This window comes from Persicobacter psychrovividus (genome assembly GCF_036492425.1).
In the GTDB taxonomy this organism is placed as follows: Bacteria; Bacteroidota; Bacteroidia; order Cytophagales; family Cyclobacteriaceae; genus Persicobacter; species Persicobacter psychrovividus.
Genome location: NZ_AP025292.1, coordinates 3,000,726 through 3,019,751, shown reverse-complemented (window position 1 = coordinate 3,019,751; position 19,026 = coordinate 3,000,726). Strand labels below are relative to the sequence as shown.

The window sequence follows — 19,026 nt, the reverse complement described above, 5'->3', positions numbered from 1 at the left end:
ATAAAAATAAAAATCCCCTGTACGGTTGAGCGTGCAGGGGATTTTTTTTAACATTTTATTATCAAAAAGAAGGAATATAAATACGATAAGAGATAGCGAGTCTTTTTCATTTAATTTATTTTTAATAAATAAATTATTTATTTTGTAAAATAAAATAATGATTTAGTATAATGATATCACTTAATAGACTTTTTTTCCTGCTCATTTTTTGCTTAGTATCTAACATCACCTTTGCGAATGAACTGCCCAATTTGAAGTTTGGCAAACTGAAACCGGCTTTTTTGTCGAAAGACTATCCTGAGCTGGACGCCTCAGCAGAGGCCTTGATTCTTTTCGATCAAGGAAGGCAAGGCATTGAGTACATTTCCAATAGAGGTTGGGTACGGACGTATAATCGCTACTTGGTGATCAGAGTCAATAACGAGTCTGGAAAAGAGTGGGCTGATGTTGATTTGGACCTGTACGGCCAGATGGAGCAGTATTCCGACCGCGCTGTGATCAAAGGAAATACCTATAATTTGCAAAATGGAAAATGGGTAAAAGATAAGCTGGATAAGGATCATATATTTAACGATAAGGTGTCGGACGATCAGCTTCGGAAAAAAATTCGTTTCCCTAACGTGAAGGTTGGTAGTGTGATCGAGTTGAAATATAAGATCACATCAAGTTCAATTGCTGGATTTAAAACATGGTTTTATCAAACAGATATTCCTACGGTTTGGAGTGATTACACCGTAAGTATTCCCGATTATTTTTCTTTTGTGAGCCCAAATCAAGGTTTTTTATCTTTTCACACCAACCAAAGAGACCAAGTGGTTGGACAGTTTAAATTTGATCCTTCAGAACAGCCAAAGATTGGGAATATTAATGTTTTGCATCAAACGTGTTATCTGGTGCCGGCATTGAAGCCTGAAAAATTCTCGACGGCAGCGGTGGACTTTTATCAGCAAATGCGGGTTCAACTGAACTCCTTCAGAAACCCATTTACTCAAATGCAAGCAACGCTGTTGGGGAACTGGAAGGAGTTTTCTTACTCCTTAAGCACTTATATACATTTCGGTAATTATTATGATGGGCACTCGGGTTTTTATAAAAGATTCAGTGCAGAACTTTCTGAGGGTAATCTTCAGTGCTCCAATGAGAATTTAGCCATTGTTTACCACAACCTCAGTAAAAAGGTGAAATGGAATGGCGAGAGCCGTTTGTACGCCGAGGAACGCTCCCCCTCAAAAGTGGTAGAAAAGGGCCTCGGTAATTCTGCAGATATTAATTTGATGCTCATTGGATGCCTGAAGAAACTGGGCTATGAGGTTTCTCCCCTAATATTGAGCACACGTTCACATGGGCGGGCCAATATCTCTGTTCCCATGATTCAGGATTATAATTATGTATGTGCTTTGGTGCGCTTGCCTGACAGCCGAGCGTCGATCGTTCTTGATGCGACCTCTCCCCTGCTCACTGCCGGCCAGCTTCCTTTCAGATGTATGAGTACTTTCGGGCAAGTGATTGATGACAAGAACCCCTCACAATTTAATATCAGGGCATCAAAAGGTTTTTTTCGCACTTATCAAACCACTATTTCATTCGATTTAGAAAAGGAGCAAAAGCAGCTTGCCGTTAAATTGAAATACCAGGGCTTGAGCGCAGTACAGGAGCGGGCATTGGAAATTAAGCGTAATGAGCGAGAGGAAGAAGAGACTGTCGCAGATATGTTACCCGACTATGAAATCTCGGATTACCATGCCAATAATTTGAATCAAATTTATAAAACGTTTGAAAGACAGTTTTCAGCAACTCAGCAGATTGATGACCCTGAGTTTTTGACCGTCAGTTTGCCTTTTGGCCTGAAGAAAAATGAATTTTTAAATGAAGGCAGAAAGGTGCCGATTGATTTTGGTGCACCCATTAAAAATAAGTACCTGTACCAGATAAAGATTCCTGAGGGCTATACGATTGAAAATGAATTGAAGCCAATTCGGGTAATCATGCCAGACAAGGTAACGTACTTCAATTTTACCCCTTCGAGGAGCCCAAATGTTTTGACATTGATGCTCGAGGTCAATATCGGTAAACCTTTGTATGAGGCGGACAGCTTCGCTCATTTCAAGGCAATTTATGATCAGGTACTTAATAAGTTTGCAGAAGAGATTATTCTCACTAAAATATCGCAATAGCATGAGTGTTTTACTTTACCTGTTTTGGCTTATTTTACCACAGTCATCTACTGCAGATGCGATGATTCTGCAAGAAAAACTTGGGGTAAAGGTGGAGTCTCCGATGAGCTACACGGTTACCCGAGAACGGGATGTGATGATTTTTAATGCTGAAGGGGCTCATTTGGCGGAAGATTATCTGTTTTATGATGACGGAGGCTCGATTGTCTCTTTCAAAGGGGCCGTTTATAATTTAAACAGTGATACGCCCGTCAGGAAATCCAAGCAAAAAGACTTTATCGACCGCTCTATTTATAATGGCGGGGTTTCCGATTATCGTGTTAGGCGCTTGGACATGACCAGTGGCAATTACCCTTATCGAGTAAAAATTGTCTCTAAAATTCGAGTGAAAAAGGGCTTTTTGAGTCTTCCTTCCTGGAATCCCGATCGGTATTTAAGAACTCCTGTAAAGTCCTCCATATTTGAGGTGCAGCTGCCGGCAGATTACCCTGTAACAGTGGCGGAGCAAAATTACCCCACAGCAGTTGAAGAAACAGCCCTCGAGAAAGGTGGTCGTCTGTTAAAGTGGGCGGTGAACGATTTGGAGGCCAGGGACCAATGGGAAGATTATTATCCGAAAAATAAGCAATCGATAACGGTGAGTGTGGTTCCACAGCATTTCAGTTATGGAAATACGGTGGGTAACAACGCGAGTTGGCAGACTTTTGGGCAGTGGTATTTCGAGCTAAATAAGGATAAATACAGCTTGCCAGTTGCCTTACAGGAGAAAACAGCCGAATTAGTGAAGGATAAGGACCGCGCTTCGGCGATTCAGGCAATTTATCAGTGGGTTCAAAAAAACAATCGCTACGTCAGTATTCAAATAGGTATTGGCGGCTTTGAATCTGCTCCGAGTGCTTTGACGTTCAGTCGGGGGTATGGAGATTGTAAGGCGCTGACGACCCTGACAAAAGGAATGCTCAATTATGCTGGAATTGCCGCAGATCCTGTTTTGGTTTACGGTGGGCAGGCAAAGCGTGAGGTGGATGCAGGTATGGTGAACAATCAATTTAATCATGTGATTTTGGCACTTCCGAATGCGCAGGATACCACCTGGCTGGAATGCACCAGCGATACGAGTCCTGTGGGGTATTTGGGTGCCTTTACAGGCGACCGCTATGGGCTGTATATTAAGGATCAGGGCAGTGGGCTGGTAAAAACGAAGCAGTATACCCTTTCCGATAATATACTGATGAATCGGGCAGAAATGCAGTTACAGGCCAACGGAACAGCAATAGGCGAAATCGAAAAAACCTATCAGGGGGTATATTTCGGGGAATTTTTGAACTGGAATCAGCGGACACAAAAAGAGCAGAAAGCGTACTACTACAGTTCACTAAGAATGAAGTCGTTTACACTGCAAGCTCATGAGGAATCCGATGAAATGGCACAATTTATCCACCGCAAGAAAATCAATATTGAGGCCAGTAACACCGTTAAAAAGGCAGGCGCAAAGCTTTTCCTGACCCCGAATATTTTTCAGAACATGGGGGAACAGATCAAGGGCGACAGCCGTCACTTTCCCATTCAGCAAAGCCAAAGTTTTGATCAGCACAATGTGGTTCGCTGGCACTTACCTGCCGGCTATCATCCGCATAAATTGCCGGAGCCTGTTGAATTGAAAAGTCCTTTTGGAACTTATCATGGGCGATACGAAATGCAAGGCAATGTGCTGGTATGGACACGGAACTATCAGTATACCGCAGGTAAATTTCCTGCCGATGATTTTGAGGCTTTCAAGGCGTTTGAAAAAGCCATTTACAGGGCCGAGAAAACAAGATTGATGCTGGTGCCCACAACTTAATAATTGATCAGGCACGGGGCATGCTGTCCTGGCAATTGGGCGTGGAAGCCCCAGTGCTTTGATTTAAGAAAATGAGGGGGTACCTCATTTTTTTGCTGATTAAAAACCCAGAATATCCATCATTTTCGCGTCCAGATGTCTGTTTTTCCCTTTGTAGGGGTGGCAGTGGATGTGAATGGCGGGGTTGAAGTTCATTTCAATCACGGAATAATTTTGCGCCGTTGCAGGCTGATCGATTTCCTGAATCATCATGTCGAGGCCAGTAATTTTTACCCCCATGGCTTTTGCGGCATCCAAGGCAATTTGTTTGTAGCTTGGGTGAATGTCATCGGTGAAATCAATGCTGTCGCCACCAGTAGAAATATTGGAATTTTCACGAATGAAAACCACTTCTCCTGCTTTGGGGACATCCTCAAAAGTGAGTCCCTGAGTGGCTAAAAACAACTTTTCCGGGGCACCAAGACGGATTTTCTCCAAGGGGGTTCGGTAGCCGACACCCCGTAGGGGATCCAGGTTTTTCTTTTCAACCAATGTCGCGATGGTTGAATTTCCATCGCCGACAACATTGGCAGGAACACGATGAAGTATGCCGACAACTTCCTCGCCAATAACGAAAATCCTAAATTCACGCCCAGCAATAAATGGCTCTATGAGAATCGTGTCATCTTCATTGAATGCCGCCTCAATTGCTTCCAAAAAGAGTGCTTCCTCGTTATTTTCTTTCAGAATGCTGATCCCCAGGCCAAAGTTGGTGGATTTGGGCTTGATGACAATCGGCTGATTTGCAAACCGAGCAAAAGCCTGCTTCGCCCGTTTGGGGTCATCGAAATCGGCGCCGAGTGGTACTTGTACTCCTGCCTGGTGCAGCACTTTTTTTGTAACCACCTTATTTTCCATCATCAGTACCCCACTGTAAGTATCAAGGGAGGTTTTGGTTGCTTGCTGAACAAATTCAGTTTTCCCGTCTTTGGTGAATTTCACAAAATTGGCAGCGGGGTCAATCAGCTCGAAAGTTATGCCTCTTTTTATCGCCTCGCGGAGCATCAGCTGTGTGGATAGTTCGAGCTCTTCCAGCCCTTTGAACTGAAAGCCATGTTGATGCGCCTGCTGTCGGTAAGTTTTTGCCAAATTCAGGTGATAGTCAATAAAGCCTTGTTTTTGGGCTTCCTGCCTGATTTTATGGGTGATATTCCCTTCGGGTTTATCGTTCAGTTGCTCGAAATAGGCGATGGCCTGATGGTAGGTGCTGGTGGGTAAATCCTTCGGAAGAAAGTTTTTTACCGCTTGAAGAAAGGCCCCGACAAGCTCCTTCTGATTGGCCATCACCTGCTCTTGTGCGTCCCACAATTCCACATGAGTACCACAACAGGCGACCTGATATTGGTTTCGGTAGGCAACAAACTGTTCAGCCTGTGTAAACTGTGCATTTTGTTCCTCGGAGTACAAGGCCCAGAGGAAGAACAGGTGGTACAAGGCCAGGTCCCGCAATTGCAACCCCATGTCCACAGTCGGATTCAGGTCGAGAATACGTATTTCGAGATGTGAAATGCGGTTGGTTTTGGGTTGTTGCTTAATGCGGAAAGGTAGATAAAGCTCTTTTTCAGCTTTTAATTTTCCCTGCTGAATGAGGGCCTGAATCGAGGATTTATACTGCTTCCAGCTGCTGTAATTTAGGAAAAACTCCTCTTTGTTTTTGTATCCGCAGATACTGGTACGGATAGAATGGGAATGCTCATGCGTGTGGGTATCGCCTTTGGCGGTAAGCATATCACAGCCATTATTGAGGAAGGAATGATGTGCCACGGGGCTGTTGCCTGTCAGCATAAGCGGGATCCATCGGTAGCGCATCATTTGGCGCATGACTTTCAGGTAAAGCGCCTGTTCAAAAGTTTCACGGTCTTTATGGTCACTTTGCTCAAACAATTGCTGGAGCATCGCTTCCGTGGGACTGATATTGAAATGAATACCTGAGATAAGCTGTTTTTTTCGTCCGTATGCGGTAGATAAATGATTTCTGTACGCTTCAAAATCTTTCCCTGCTTGCCCAAAATTAGCCAAGGGCACTTCATCTTCAGCCTCAGGTAAAATCGGGGGCATGCTCGATGGCCACAACAACTCTTCGCCGATATTGGCACTGACCACTTCATGAATGGTGGATAAAAAACCATGCGCCTGCTCAATACTCGGCAATGGGGGCGTGATCATTTCCAATTGGCTTTCGGAAAAATCAACGGTAATGTAAGGGTTCTTGAGTTTGTCGCCCAGTGCTTTCGGGTGTGGGGTCAGGGCGAGGGTACCGTCAGGGTTTACGCGTAAATTTTCTTTTTCCAAACCGAATAAACCTTCTATCTGGAAAGGGCTGGTTGCTTGTGGGAGGGTAAAAACAGAAGTGTCCATCATTTATATAGATTTAGAAAAGGAAAATGAATGTTTCTTGAATTGGTAAAGTGTCCAGAGAAATAGGCTGGGGAGAATGACTCCTTTGGCAATTGAACTGACCGTAACGGCCGCCCAGATACCTTCGACGCCACAATCCAACTGGTGTGCAAGCAATAAGGCCAGGGGAATGCGGGCGCCTGTACAGATAATACTGACGATAGGCGGAATTTGTGTTTTGCCGAGCCCATTGAAGGCGCCGACGGTTACCATTTCCCAGCACATAAATACCTGAGAAGCGCCGAGGATATACAGGTAGATGGTGCCCAGTGCGATAGTCTGTGGATCTTTCAGGAAGAAGCCCATAAGCTGTTGAGGCAATAGCCAGAACAGCGCGGTTATACTCAGCCCGATGATGGTGGCGAAAGTGATGCCTTCCCGGTAAGTTTTGGGGATAAGCTTGTAATGCTGTCCGCCATAATCCTGACCTGTTTGAATGGTCATGGCCTGTGAAAGTCCGGCCATGGTCATAAACGACAAAGCCTCCATGCTCAAACCAATTTGCTGTGCGGCAACAGCCTTGGCACCCCATTCGGCAAGCAGCTTGGCCATAATAATCTGAATACCCGTGAAGGTCAGGCGTTGCAGGGCTATGGGGCTGCCCAGTTTAATAATGGGCCTGATCAGTTTAAAGTCCGGACGAACCTTCCATATTTTAATGTCCTGCTGTTTTTGTAACAGGTACAGATAACGGACAAACACCACTGCCCTCGCAATGACGGTCGCATAGGCAGCACCTTTTACGCCCATGCCGTAGCTTGTAATCAGCAGCGGGTCGAGGATAATATTGGTAAGGATACCCAGGGAATTGATTTTCAGGGTAGTTTTGGTTTTGCCATGAGCATTAATCAGCGAAGCAAAGAATAGGTTCAGGTATTGAAGCACAACACTGAAAGCGACAATATACAGGTATTGCTGCGCTTGCTCTTCTACTGCGGGGTCGTTAAATTTGAAAAAGCCAATAAGGGGCTGCTTTCCCCAGCAGAGTACTGCCGTTACTGCCACAGCCAATATACTGATTCCCCAAAAAGCGGTGGAGGCCACCCTGTTGATTTTTGTTTTGTCGCCTGCCCCAACGCTTTGTGGTACGAGCACATTCACGCCTGTTAGCAGCAGGGTAAGCAAGGCCCAGGCAAGGTTCATGTAGAAACCCGCTGTTCCCACTGCCGCAACAGCACTGCTGCCCACTCGCCCAACCCAGAACATATCGGTAATATTGTAGGCCAGTTGCAGTAGCGATCCCGTGATGATGGGGAGTGCCAAACGGATCAGCCGGTTTTTAGGGGGAAGTGAAGCCTTTGAATTTAACATGGGTTAATCGTTATTTTACGATGGTTATGGAGTGAAAAAAAGCCGATATTTTCGGCTGAATGCTTATTTTTCACAACAATCTTTAATGGCCTTTCTGTTGACTAAATTTTTGAAATACTGCTCCAGCTCATCGAAGGTGGGCTTATTGATACAGTACATCATTTTGGGAGGGTTGGCACTCGCATTGATCAAACCCGCATTTTTCAGTTCTTTTAAATGCTGACTGACCGTAGATTGCGACAAGGGAAGCTTACTGACAAAATCTCCACAAATACACTCGTTGGCATCAAGTAAATGCTGAAGAATAGCAATGCGGGCAGGATGCGCAATGGCTTTTGCCAAAGTGGCCATACGGATTTGTTCCTCGCTGAAGCTGATTTTGTCCTTGCTGTTCATATTTATCGTTTATCGTGAATTTACGATAAATATAGCCAATACAATGCCGGTTTTAAAATCATGGGGAAAATAATGCTGCTGAAAAACAAAAAATCCGCCTTCTGCGTGCGAGAGTGCGGATTAATTTTTTAATTGAAGTGATTTTAGAGGCCTACTTTTCTGATTTTTTCAATCATATTGGTGGTGGAGAATCCTTCCACCAACTCGACCGTTTCGACACTCCCGCCGCGTTCCAAAACGAAAGGCGCTCCCACAATATTGTCTATAGTATAATCGTTTCCCTTCACAAGAACATCCGGCTTGACGGTCTCAATCAATAGCTGTGGTGTTTCTTCACCGAACAGGATTACATTATCCACAAAAGCCAAAGCAGCCAGCATTCTTGCGCGGGCATACTCGTTATTGATCGGGCGTTCCGGGCCTTTCAGCTTACTGACGGAGGCATCTGTATTCAGCCCCATCACCAGGCGATCCCCTTTTTCACGGGCTTTTTCAAGGTAGTCGATGTGGCCTAAATGAAGGATATCGAAACAGCCGTTAGAGAACACAATACGCTCGCCGGCTTTGCGGTAGGCGTCCATGGTTTCTTCGATCTGTTCCCAGGTAATGATTTTATTTGCTGTGGTATTCATAATGATATTTTTTCGGTATTGATAAGCGCGGGTGCTTAATTTTTTGGGGATCGTAGCGGGACGCCACGACCTGTCCTGTTTTCGCCATCGGGACACCCAAGTCAAAAATTGAATAATTCCGCCAATTTCACCTGCTCGGGCTGCAACAAAAGTACTTTGTTTATTTTGCTTCCATCTGGTAGTCGAACCTGAATTTCGTAAATGCTCCGAGCAATTTTGATTGCCTGTTCAGGACTTAGCCTTGCCTCTTTAATATTGAGCTGTCTCTCCAACTCTTTATGTACCTTATATGCAACAAAGGAAATGCAGATATGACTCTCAATTCTTTTTTGAATCCGATGGAATATAGGTCTAATTTTTAAGTCTGTCTTCGAGATACGAAAAGCTTTTTCAATTTTCCATAGTTCTCCATAATTGGCAATGATTTCATCAGAATTACCCTCTACGTTCGTTAAATAGCCTTTTAGGCCATCCCATTTACCATCTTCCTTGAACTTCTCTTCATCTAACTGCACCTTTACCTCGCCATCAAGTTTTAAATATTTGTTATAGCCTCTGTTATTGATATTGGACTTTGTAAGCTTACCTGATGCAATATTCTTCTTGAGTTTATCAAGCCCTTTTTGTCTGTTTTTACCATCCTTTTTGGCTCTTTTGTCAGAATATGTAATAATCAGCCTTAATCCATCAGGTTGAGCTATTTCAGCAGACTCTCCATTACCCAAAGTCAAGTTTAATATTTGGTCTTTGACTTCTTTGTTCATGTTCTTAATTCTTGCTCCGAGAATAAATCCATAGCCTTTATTAAGTAGTTCTTTTACATTTTTATTAGACATGAGCCCTGAATCAGCAACAACTACCAACTTGGTAATATTATATTTGTTGCAGAACTCATCCACGATAGGCAACATGGTATGCCCTTCAAACTTATTACCTTCAAATATTTCGTAAGCAAGTGGATAGCCTCCTCTACTAACCAATAAGCCCAGTACAATTTGCGGATTTTGATGTTTCCCCTCTTTTGAAAAGCCTGTTTTTCTTAAATCATCTTGATGATCTGTTTCAAAATAAAGAGTGGTTACATCATAAAATGCAATATTCACCTCGCCTTCTAAAACTTGTTTCGAGTGTTCGAAGCTAAGATGTTGTAATATCTCTTTATACTCTGAATGAACCTTATCCATTAGCCTGTAAACAGTATTGACAGAGACATTCATCCCATGATTTAACGACCAATGCTCTGTTGTCGCTAGTGCTACACCCCCTAAATTTAGCATGATTTTTTCTTGAATCACTGTATGGGAAGAAAAACATCTATTGTCATTGATCTGACGGAGCGAGAAGAGAGACTACTATTTAGAATTATTAATAGTGGGAAGACGCCTTCAAATATTCGTCGCCGAGCCTCATTTGTGTACCATTTTAATAAGGGGTTAAGCTTCAAAGAGATTTGTGCTAATGAAAAAGCAGATCCCAATACAGTGAAGAGATGGCTTAATAAATGGGACGCAATCAATGAGTTAGATGAAACCCAAAATAAAATAGGAGATACTGAATTTATCCGACTTATTTATGAACAATTAACTGATTCTAAAAGAAGCGGAAGGAAACCTCGTTTAACTGCCGAAGAAAAAATTCAAGTGCAAACATTAAGCTGCCAAGATCCTCAAGATTATGATGTTCCAATCACTGAATGGTCTCATGAGTCTTTGAGTGAGCAAGCGAAGAAAATGGGAATCGAAATCTCATCAAGTCATGTTGGTCGACTTTTAAAAAAACGAATTAAGTCCTCATAAAACTGAATATTGGATACATCCAAAAATAGGTGACCAACAGGAGCATAACGACCGTGTTTCTGATGTTTGCAGTGTTTATTTGGAGCAATCAGACGATGTTGTGACTATTTCTGTGGATGAAAAGACGGGTATTCAAGCTAAACAAAACATAAAAATAACCACAGCAAAAAGCGGTCAAGTTAAGCGAGTAGACCCAGAATACAAGCGGAACGGAACGACCTGTTTAATCGCAGGCCTGAATATAATGGACGGCGAGGTCACCAAATATCAACTTGGACAGACTCGGAATGAGGAGGATTTTTGTAAATTTATAGAGTCAATCATCGATAAATACCCTAACAAAAAAATCGTTTTTATTGCAGACCAGCTTAATACACATAAATCAGAGTCATTAGTCAAGCTAATTGCTGATAAAGTAAATTATGACAGTGATTTAGGTAAGAAAGGACGGTGTGGAGTATTAAAGACGATGAAGTCCAGGATGGAATTTTTAGAGGATAAAGACCATAAAATCAGATTTCAATATACTCCAAAACATTGCTCTTGGTTGAACCAAATAGAGAATTGGTTTGGCCGTTTACAGAAGCATGTAATTCGTAATGGGCAATTTAACTCGGTCCCTAATTTAGAAAGAAAAATCACCAACTATATTGAGTATTACAATGAAAGATGGAAAAAGCCAATTGAGTGGTGTTTTGGTGGGTTTTAAATCGGGTGGTATTTAAGGGTTATCGCACTAGCTTGCTTACAGGATATTCAATGCGAGAAAATACTAATCTCCGAAATAAGAGATCACCGACAAGATTAAAGCCTATTTCGTCATAAATAGAATTTAGTAGAAGGTCAATGCCAACTGATTTGACTTGATCTATTTTGTCAAGGACCTGTTCAGTTTCGGCTCTTTGATTATCGAAATTAATGGCAACCTGACCAGTCTGACCATGAATCCATTGATTTGCTTCATTTTTAAGTGCTAAAATCTCGTTTGGGTCAGCCGATGAGCCAAAAGTCTTAACAACTTTGTACTTTTTTGAGGATTTCAGTATGACTTGGACACTAATGGTACCACTTTTATTGAGTTTTTCACGCACAAACATGCCTTAAATTAGGCAAAATTTAGAAACGGGACACCCACTTTTGACCTGTTTTTATTGTAATCGATTGATTTTTAGGGTGTAGCGAAAATCAGCCAAAAAAGGTGGCGAAGACAGGAAAAAATCCGCCTTCTGCGTGCGAGAGTGCGGATTAATTTTTTAATTGAAGCGATTTTAGAGGCCTACTTTTCTGATTTTTTCAATCATATTGGTGGTGGAGAATCCTTCCACCAACTCGACCGTTTCGACACTCCCGCCGCGTTCCAAAACGAAAGGCGCTCCCACAATATTGTCTATGGTATAATCATTTCCTTTCACCAGAACATCCGGCTTGACGGTCTCAATCAATAGCTGTGGTGTTTCTTCACCAAACAGGATCACATTATCCACAAAAGCCAAAGCAGCCAGCATTCTTGCGCGGGCATACTCGTTATTGATCGGGCGTTCCGGGCCTTTCAGCTTACTGACGGAGGCATCTGTATTCAGTCCCATCACCAGGCGATCCCCTTTTTCACGGGCTTTTTCAAGGTAGTCGATGTGGCCTAAATGAAGGATATCGAAACAGCCGTTAGAGAACACAATACGCTCGCCGGCTTTACGGTAGGCGTCCATGGTTTCTTCGATCTGTTCCCAGGTAATGATTTTATTTGCTGTGGTATTCATAATGATATTTTTTCGGTATTGATAAGCGCGGGTGCTTAATTTTTTGGGGATCGTAGCGGGACGCCACGACCTGTCATGAGTAGATCTCACAAAAATATCTGCGGAAATCTGTGTAATCTGTGGACAAAATAAATACTCCTTTACATCTTTTACTTTAACCTTAGGAGGTACTGATTATGGATTCCCCAGAAGAAGCTTCTCCTTTCTTCTGAAACATGATCAGGGAAACCGCTAACGACAAACCACCGACAATCAGAATCATCAGTGTTTGGGTGGTATGCATTACGGTGGCAAAGAACACGCCATCGGTCAGGTTCATCCCATATAAGGCGAGGGTTTGGCTGACAATCCAGTGGTAGGCACCAATGCCTCCTTGTACGGGCGCCGCCATTCCAAGGCCACCCATCACAAACATCGCAAGCCCGATACGGAGCGTCAGGTGTTCGGTGATAGGAGTAGAAAAGAAAATGACATATGACATGGTGAAATACATCACCCAGATGACGATCGTCGAGAGGAAAAAGCCGGTCTTGTTTTCAAGAGACTGAATGGACATCAGTCCTGCACTAAGTTGTTCGATGAATGCTTCCACCCGAAGGAAAAGGGCATTTTTGCGTAGCCATGTTCGCTGTTTTTTCCACAGGTAAATACCGAGAAAAACCATGGTAAAGAAGCCTCCAGTCAAAATAAGCAGAATAGGCACAATGGCCGAATGCTGATCGTATTTATTGGAAAACAGGCCAATAATAAAGCCATACAGTTTATCGAACTCCAGGAAAATGACCAAAACAACGCTCGCCAAAAGCATGATCAGGTCCAGAAGTCTTTCTGCCACAACACTGCCAACACCCGTGGATACTGGTACCTGATCTGAGCGTTTCAGCATACCGCAACGAATCACCTCCCCTGCCCTTGGGATAATCAGGTTGCCAAAATAACCCACCATAACGGCGAGAAAAGTTCTGAAAACACTCAGATTTTTATGACCAAGCGGCTTGAGCATCAGGTTCCATCGGTAGGCACGGGCAATATGACTGACAATCGCCAGTGCCATGGAGAGTAACAACCAGCTGTATCGGAGGTCGGTGGCGCGGCTGCTCAGCTCAGAAAAATCAATGTCTTTAAAGACATAATATAGCAGCCCAAGAGAAATACTCAGGGAAATGAGGTATTTGATGACGGTGGTCAGATGCTTCATAGGAGGGGCATTCATGTAAAAAAAGTTCAGCGCAACTCATAAATGGAGGTGCGCTGAACTTAACTAAATTTGACCCATAAAGGTCTCGCTATTTTGTTTAGGCGATTTTATTGTCGCCATCAGGGAAGACGATCGACGGCTTAAAGCCTTTTTTCGCTTCTTCAAAATCCATGCTTCCGTAAGAGATGATAATAATGATATCCCCTACTTGTACACGACGGGCAGCAGGCCCATTCAAACATACCATACCACTGCCTCTTTCTCCGGCAATAGTGTAGGTTTCGATGCGCTCGCCATTATTGACGTTTACAATCTGGACTTTTTCGCCCTCTAAAATGTTTGCGCCATCCAATAGGTCGGCATCAATAGTGATACTTCCTACATAGTGCAATTCTGCCTGCGTAACTTTTACGCGATGGATTTTAGATTTTACTACTTCAATGTTCATCTTTCCAAAATCTGTCATCCCCTTTGGGATGGGATAATTTTTGATTGTGCCTTCATTATTCAACAGTTGAAAGTACAATATATTTCAAAATGCAATTTTATATTTTTATCCAACTATCCCTAATAAAATAGAAAAATCTGATGCTGAAAAGCCAATTTTAGCAAGGGAACAGCATTTGTTTGGCTTTTAGCCGCTTAGATGCTGAAGGTGCGGTTATCAATCAGGCGAACCCCCTCAAGATAAGCAGCAACACATACCGTTACTTTTTGTCCCAGTTTCAGTCGTTCAACGGTCTCAAGGGTCGCTGTATCGACAATCTCCAGATATTCCAGTTCCATTTCAGGGTGTTGTGACATCACGTTATCGAAAGCCTTTCGACCTTTCTCCAACGAACCCAAACGTCGCAAGCATTGTGCCGTACTCATCAGCGCCTGATTGATCGCCGGTGCAATTTCGTTTTTGGCATGTTCAGAAAGGCGTCTGTTACGGGAACTCATGGCTAAGCCATTGGCCTCCCGAAGGATAGGGCAGCCGACAATCTCAACGGGCATATCAAGATCATATACCATTTTGCGGATAATGGCCAGTTGCTGAAAGTCTTTTTCGCCGAAGAAAGCCTGATCTGGCTGAACAATATTGAACAGCTTATTAACCACCAAACCGACACCGCTGAAGTGGCCTGGGCGGAATTTCCCTTCCATGATTTGATCGAGGGGGGAAAAATCAAAGCCCAGGGGTGTTCCTTTGGGGTACATGATCTCAGCAGTAGGAGCAAACACTGCCGCACAGCCTGCACGTTCCAGCATCTCGACATCGGCCTCGAAAGTCCGCGGGTACTTTTCCAAATCCTCGGCATTGTTGAATTGCGTAGGATTGACGAAAATACTGCAGATGGTCGTCAGGGAACGGTCCGTAGATTCTTTAATAAGTGATAGGTGGCCTTCGTGAAGCGCCCCCATTGTTGGCACAAAGCCAATCGCCTTGCCGTCACGTTTTTGCTCACGTACATAGGCCCGGATCTCAGAAATAGTATTTATAATTAGCATGATTAATCTTTATTCCTGCAAATTTAAACCCTAAATCTATGATTTTAACCTAAATAAATTGAGAATCGCTTAAATTTTCGTAATTTTGTGTTCCCTTTGTTTGATTAATCTTACTCAATAACAGTATGTCAAAACTTCGAATTCTATACGTAGCTACCGAAATTAACCCATTTCTCCAAACTTCGCAAGTCGCTGATTTTGTGCGCAAGCTTCCTCAGGAGATGCAAGAGCGCGGAATGGAGATTCGGATTATGGTACCTCGTTTTGGGTTGATCAACGAACGCAAAAATCGTTTGCACGAAGTAGTTCGTTTATCAGGTATTAATATTGCCGTAGGAGAAGAGGAGAAACCATTGGTAATCAAGGTTGCTTCTATCCCTAACGCCCGACTACAAGTGTACTTTATCGACAACGAGGATTACTTCCAGCGCAAATCTGTATTTGTGGATAAGGAAAATAATCTGCACGCCGATAACGATGAACGGGCGATCTTCTTTTGTAAGGGAGTGATCGAAACCGTGAAAAAATTAGGCTGGGAGCCAGATGTTGTACATTGCAACGACTGGATGACTGGTTTGATTCCAATGTATTTGAAAACCTCTTACAAAAACGATCCGATTTTCAAAAATGCGAAATCGGTGTTCACTATTTACAACAATCACTTGCCTCAGAAGTTTTCTCAGGATATATTCGAGAAAATTAAGATGATTGATATTGAAGATGAGATGTTGCAAGCAATGTCAACAGACTTCGAAGGATTCATCAAGATGGGCGTTGAATATGCTGATGCTGTCGTGAAAGCCGAACAGGACGAATACAATGATACATTGAAAGGTCTGTTTGAAGGAATGACACATAAGCAAATTGACACTGTCGAAGAAGAAAACTTTTTAGATAAATATTACGACATTTATAATGAGCTTGTTGGGTAGTAAATCCATCCAAAACATATTAGGACTAATGGTAGTGTTAGTCCTTTTTTTATCCTCATGTAAAGATTCTCAGAATCCAACATTTGGTTTCGACCCCGGTTTCGACCCTACGGACATGCATTATGTGGAGCTTCATGTTCCTGTGCAGGTGTTCCGTTATGATTCTGTCCGTACATCTGTTAATCAGAGTGGCCGTGCATTGGTGGGCACAATTAAGGACCCTGAGTTTGGAACGCAGAAAGGGAGTGTTTATACCATGATGCGTAAATCATCAAAAATCATCCCTACGGATGCTGTTTATGATTCAGCGACCTTAAGCCTGACAGGGATTTATGGTTATGGTGATGTTTTCACGAGTCCTTTGGCGATCAGCCTGCACGAACTGAAAAACACGCCAGATTCTACAGATCGTGAGAATCGTAACTTTTATACCTTTGACCAAGTCGATTATAATTCATCGAGCCTTTTGAACAGAAGTATTCAGGTAGAAAACGAAGATGCCACGAGCAATACGGTAGATTCCCTTTACAACTTGCGTATGCCTGATGGTTACGGCATTAGATTGTACAACTCGGCACAGGTAGAGCAGGAAGATTTGGATGAGTTGAGCCAAAAAGATTTCAGTACTGAATTCCCTGGTTTCGCCATTACAGATGATCGAAACACCACCAACGGTATGTTGGGCTTCAACCTGGACAATTCAGGAATTCGTGTTTTTTATCACACCCCTACCGATACCTCCAATGCGGTATTCTCTTTCTCCTTCTTTAATAGTGCAGACACCTCGTTCTTTGCGAACTTTACAGGTATCGCTCAGGACTATTCAGGAACGCCACTGGCAGCAATGAAAGATACCCTCGCATTTGTAGATGTGAATAAAGATTTAGGCGGCGATGCTTATTTGAAAGCTGGTGCAGGTATTTTTGCAGCATTGAGAACAGACTCGATTCTTGCTGACTACCAAAAGGCAGTGGAATCTGATAGTATTCAGGGTGGAATTATGGTGAATTCAGCAGAATTGCTGATTCCTTATGATGACACTGATGTGACGGACTTCAAGAAAGAGCCGAACCCGATATTGGTTTACCGAGCGGATGAGGATTTTCGGACATTGAATTCCAATTTACTGCCGAACGATGCCGTTGACCCAACCCTTGAAAACCCTGGCGAGAATATCGTACGATTATCACCGAATACTGACAAGAAGTATTATAAGGCGACCATCACACGATATGTTCAGGCATTGCTCAACGGGGATATGGAAGAGAAGAATAAACTGATGTTAGCCCCTGGCCCATTTCATGATCAACTGGAAGGTTTGAAAATTGAAGGTGATCAAGTCGTGATCAGGATGTACTTTACAACAGGTAAAAAACCATAAAATTTAAGCCACTCACTTTGTTGAGTGGTTTTTTTTTAACTATTTTTTCGTGCCTAAATGTGCAAATTTGACTTTGCTGCTGATCCTTAGAAACCAAAGGATTAAGCGTAAAAATTGCCTTTCCGTTCAATCAGTTTATTTTTTTAAAACAGGTAGTTTACACGTAATGTAAATTTTCTGTGATTGCATTTTGTTAAAATGGAAGTTTGGAGGCCTTTGAGGTACTCGATATAATTGTAGTTCTATTTTTTATTACTATTTTTACTTAATAATGTAAGAAAATAATGAAAGCTGGACTACGTCACCGACTCATGAGCTTCTTTGTTAATGAGGTTGCAAAACCTCAGGAGAAAGATGCTGACCACTCTCTTGTGCGAGGAGGGATCATAGCTGCGCAACTTGCAATATTAGTTCAGATCGGTTTGAGCTTATTTGTAAGCCACGATGCCAATCTGTTTCTGCATTTGGTTTTTTTGGGGCTGATGATGCTCCCTTATATTTTTTACCTCAGCAGGGAACAAGGCCTGGCCATCGAGTTTTTCTTCCTGATCACGAATACTTATGTTTTTTTAGTGTGTCAGTGGTCATTTCAGTCCACAGGGATTTCCTATTTCTTCTTTCCCATATTGGTGCAAATCAGTTTAAATCACCGCAAGAGTGAGATTATTCCTTTTGTCATTAAGCTGATCGTTCCTATCGGCTCATTGCTTTATTGTTCTTATACCGTTTATTTTCGGGCCAATGTAGCGCTGCCTTTAGGGGTAAGTGAGCTGACCGTTGTGTGGGTGAATCAGATTTTAGCCATGATTTATACCGGTTTGCTGGTTTATATTAAAGTCAGTCAGGATTTGCAAGAGCATCATAAACTGGAATATATGCTGGAGGAAAAAGGGAAGGTGGAAAAATCATTATTGGAGCAGGCCGAGGAGCTTAATAAGGTCAATGAGGACCTTAATCAGGTGGTGTATCAGATGTCGCACAGCTTGCGTGGGCCAGTAGCAAGTTTATCGGGCTTGTTGCGGGTGATTCAGAATGAGCCATCCTTTTCAGATTATAAAAATTATTTTGATCAGTTTGGGCATTTGATCGAGAAAATCGATGTTTTTGTGACTGAGGTGAATAACTACCATGCCAGTCAGCCCAGTAAAAAGAGTGAATTGCGGGCAGTCTGTTGCGATCAGCTGATTACCGAGGCTCGGGAAGAAGGGATGCGCTGCAACTCGGATATGGGTGAGCTGATCAAGTTTGAAGCAAACACGCAGATTCCTGAGGGGATGCAATTGCCGGTGCTTGATATCGAAATTATTCTGTTCAATCTGGTGCAAAATGCTTATCGTTTCCATGATCGCAGAAAGGCAACGCCTTATGTGAAAGTGTACCTGATGGTCTCTAATCAGCAGCTGATTATTAAAGTTCGTGATAATGGCCTGGGCATTCCTGAAGAAGGGCAAACCCGAATTTTTGAACGTTTTTTCCGAACCAATTACGAATTCATGACCACTGGACTGGGGCTTAATCTTGTAAAGCGTCGGGTGGATGCACTTGGCGGCCGCATCAATATGGTGTCAGAACTTGGTGTAGGCTCTACGTTTGAAGTGATTCTGCCGACTTTTTACGAGGAAATAACAGATGGCAGCAGCCTGCATTATCATGATATTATCAGTCGATAATTGATG

Annotated in this window: 15 protein-coding genes and 2 pseudogenes; 7 read left to right on the top strand and 10 right to left on the bottom strand. The window is 42.9% G+C overall.

The features are described 5' to 3' along the window. Positions 1-281 precede the first annotated feature (281 nt). On the top strand, positions 282-2,174 hold the full coding sequence (locus tag AABK40_RS13030; protein ID WP_338397234.1) for a DUF3857 domain-containing protein: 1,893 nt from the start codon (positions 282-284) through the stop codon (positions 2,172-2,174). Between the two features lies 1 nt (position 2,175). Next, positions 2,176-4,017, top strand: coding sequence for a transglutaminase-like domain-containing protein (locus AABK40_RS13025; RefSeq protein WP_338397233.1), 1,842 nt, complete (start codon positions 2,176-2,178; stop codon positions 4,015-4,017). A 99-nt stretch (positions 4,018-4,116) separates the two neighbouring features. Here AABK40_RS13025 and gshAB read toward each other — a convergent pair whose 3' ends face one another. From gshAB to AABK40_RS13000, 5 genes and pseudogenes are all read right to left on the bottom strand, one after another. Further along, entirely contained in the window at positions 4,117-6,417 is a 2,301-nt protein-coding gene (gene gshAB / locus AABK40_RS13020) for a bifunctional glutamate--cysteine ligase GshA/glutathione synthetase GshB (RefSeq protein ID WP_338397232.1), read from the bottom strand. Next, complete coding sequence (locus AABK40_RS13015; RefSeq protein WP_338397231.1) at positions 6,418-7,764, bottom strand: MATE family efflux transporter; 1,347 nt, start codon at positions 7,762-7,764, stop codon at positions 6,418-6,420. A 63-nt stretch (positions 7,765-7,827) separates the two neighbouring features. Continuing rightward, on the bottom strand, positions 7,828-8,160 hold the full coding sequence (locus AABK40_RS13010; protein ID WP_332919569.1) for an ArsR/SmtB family transcription factor: 333 nt from the start codon (positions 8,158-8,160) through the stop codon (positions 7,828-7,830). 143 nt (positions 8,161-8,303) lie between these two features. Beyond that, entirely contained in the window at positions 8,304-8,792 is a 489-nt protein-coding gene (gene rfaE2, locus AABK40_RS13005; protein WP_338397228.1) for a D-glycero-beta-D-manno-heptose 1-phosphate adenylyltransferase, read from the bottom strand. Between the two features lie 101 nt (positions 8,793-8,893). Next, positions 8,894-10,045 (bottom strand): annotated as a pseudogene (locus AABK40_RS13000) (IS1634 family transposase); the annotation flags it as partial. Positions 10,046-10,090: 45 nt separating this feature from the next. Here AABK40_RS13000 and AABK40_RS12995 point away from each other — a divergent pair. Both AABK40_RS12995 and AABK40_RS12990 read left to right on the top strand, forming a co-directional pair. After that, positions 10,091-10,588, top strand: a complete 498-nt coding sequence (locus tag AABK40_RS12995) for a helix-turn-helix domain-containing protein (RefSeq protein ID WP_338397051.1) — start codon at positions 10,091-10,093, stop codon at positions 10,586-10,588. Between the two features lie 79 nt (positions 10,589-10,667). Beyond that, the gene (locus AABK40_RS12990) at positions 10,668-11,297 is read left to right on the top strand and encodes a transposase (RefSeq protein ID WP_338397052.1); all 630 of its coding nucleotides are present in this window, start codon (positions 10,668-10,670) and stop codon (positions 11,295-11,297) included. A gap of 28 nt (positions 11,298-11,325) precedes the next feature. Here the strand turns inward: AABK40_RS12990 and AABK40_RS12985 are convergent. From AABK40_RS12985 to panC, 5 genes and pseudogenes are all read right to left on the bottom strand, one after another. Then, positions 11,326-11,685 (bottom strand): annotated as a pseudogene (locus tag AABK40_RS12985) (IS1634 family transposase); the annotation flags it as partial. A 171-nt stretch (positions 11,686-11,856) separates the two neighbouring features. Further along, positions 11,857-12,345 carry a D-glycero-beta-D-manno-heptose 1-phosphate adenylyltransferase gene (rfaE2, locus tag AABK40_RS12980; RefSeq protein ID WP_338397228.1) on the bottom strand — a complete coding sequence of 163 codons (489 nt, stop codon included), beginning with the start codon at positions 12,343-12,345 and terminating at the stop codon, positions 11,857-11,859. 160 nt (positions 12,346-12,505) lie between these two features. Beyond that, positions 12,506-13,543, bottom strand: coding sequence for a lysylphosphatidylglycerol synthase transmembrane domain-containing protein (locus AABK40_RS12975; protein ID WP_338397227.1), 1,038 nt, complete (start codon positions 13,541-13,543; stop codon positions 12,506-12,508). 97 nt (positions 13,544-13,640) lie between these two features. Continuing rightward, positions 13,641-13,991 (bottom strand): aspartate 1-decarboxylase, encoded by a 351-nt coding sequence (gene panD, locus AABK40_RS12970; protein WP_332919572.1) that lies wholly within the window; start codon positions 13,989-13,991, stop codon positions 13,641-13,643. 194 nt (positions 13,992-14,185) lie between these two features. Further along, on the bottom strand, positions 14,186-15,037 hold the full coding sequence (gene panC, locus AABK40_RS12965; protein ID WP_332919573.1) for a pantoate--beta-alanine ligase: 852 nt from the start codon (positions 15,035-15,037) through the stop codon (positions 14,186-14,188). 125 nt (positions 15,038-15,162) lie between these two features. On the opposite strand from panC, the gene AABK40_RS12960 reads away from it, so the two are divergent. From AABK40_RS12960 to AABK40_RS12950, 3 genes are all read left to right on the top strand, one after another. Further along, a complete protein-coding gene (locus tag AABK40_RS12960) occupies positions 15,163-15,969 on the top strand; it encodes a glycogen/starch synthase (RefSeq protein ID WP_332919574.1) in 807 nt (268 codons plus the stop codon). Positions 15,970-15,997: 28 nt separating this feature from the next. Then, positions 15,998-17,350, top strand: coding sequence for a DUF4270 family protein (locus AABK40_RS12955; RefSeq protein WP_338397226.1), 1,353 nt, complete (start codon positions 15,998-16,000; stop codon positions 17,348-17,350). 284 nt (positions 17,351-17,634) lie between these two features. Continuing rightward, positions 17,635-19,020: a sensor histidine kinase gene (locus tag AABK40_RS12950; RefSeq protein WP_338397225.1), complete on the top strand. Its 1,386-nt coding sequence runs from the start codon at positions 17,635-17,637 to the stop codon at positions 19,018-19,020. Positions 19,021-19,026: the final 6 nt, after the last annotated feature.

Coding starts and splice junctions, on each gene's coding strand:
- panD (WP_332919572.1), bottom strand. CDS start 13,991: ATGAACATTGAAGTAGTAAAATCTAAAATCCATCGCGTAAAAGTTACG.
- panC (WP_332919573.1), bottom strand. CDS start 15,037: ATGCTAATTATAAATACTATTTCTGAGATCCGGGCCTATGTACGTGAG.
- rfaE2 (WP_338397228.1), bottom strand. CDS start 12,345: ATGAATACCACAGCAAATAAAATCATTACCTGGGAACAGATCGAAGAA.
- AABK40_RS12975 (WP_338397227.1), bottom strand. CDS start 13,543: ATGAAGCATCTGACCACCGTCATCAAATACCTCATTTCCCTGAGTATT.
- AABK40_RS12955 (WP_338397226.1), top strand. CDS start 15,998: ATGGTAGTGTTAGTCCTTTTTTTATCCTCATGTAAAGATTCTCAGAAT.
- AABK40_RS12950 (WP_338397225.1), top strand. CDS start 17,635: ATGAAAGCTGGACTACGTCACCGACTCATGAGCTTCTTTGTTAATGAG.
- AABK40_RS12995 (WP_338397051.1), top strand. CDS start 10,091: ATGGGAAGAAAAACATCTATTGTCATTGATCTGACGGAGCGAGAAGAG.
- rfaE2 (WP_338397228.1), bottom strand. CDS start 8,792: ATGAATACCACAGCAAATAAAATCATTACCTGGGAACAGATCGAAGAA.
- AABK40_RS13025 (WP_338397233.1), top strand. CDS start 2,176: ATGAGTGTTTTACTTTACCTGTTTTGGCTTATTTTACCACAGTCATCT.
- AABK40_RS12960 (WP_332919574.1), top strand. CDS start 15,163: ATGTCAAAACTTCGAATTCTATACGTAGCTACCGAAATTAACCCATTT.
- gshAB (WP_338397232.1), bottom strand. CDS start 6,417: ATGATGGACACTTCTGTTTTTACCCTCCCACAAGCAACCAGCCCTTTC.
- AABK40_RS13010 (WP_332919569.1), bottom strand. CDS start 8,160: ATGAACAGCAAGGACAAAATCAGCTTCAGCGAGGAACAAATCCGTATG.
- AABK40_RS13015 (WP_338397231.1), bottom strand. CDS start 7,764: ATGTTAAATTCAAAGGCTTCACTTCCCCCTAAAAACCGGCTGATCCGT.